The organism is Falsiroseomonas sp. RANM36, from assembly GCF_056682175.1.
Window position 1 is genome coordinate 1 of sequence record NZ_JBWXTD010000070.1, and the last position, 255, is coordinate 255.

At 62.7% G+C, this 255-nt stretch carries 1 protein-coding gene; it reads right to left on the minus strand.

Annotated features, from left to right (window positions below):
• Window positions 1-255 (minus strand): ATP-binding protein (locus AC1MIR_RS27880; protein ID WP_480031419.1); only part of this gene is annotated, 255 nt, incomplete at both ends.

The following is a 255-nucleotide window of genomic DNA, read 5'->3' on the forward strand; positions in this document are numbered from 1 at the left end:
TGAACCGCCAGCTGTCGTTGCCGGTCTCGACGATGTCGCAGTGATGCGTCAGGCGATCGAGCAGCGCGGTCGTCATCTTGGCATCGCCGAACACGCTCGGCCATTCGCCAAAGGCCAGGTTCGTCGTAACCAGGATCGAGGTCTGCTCGTACAGCCGGCTGACCAGATGGAACAGCAACTGCCCGCCTGATTGCGCGAACGGCAGGTAGCCGAGCTCGTCGAGCACGACGAGATCGACGCGGCAGAGATGGTCAG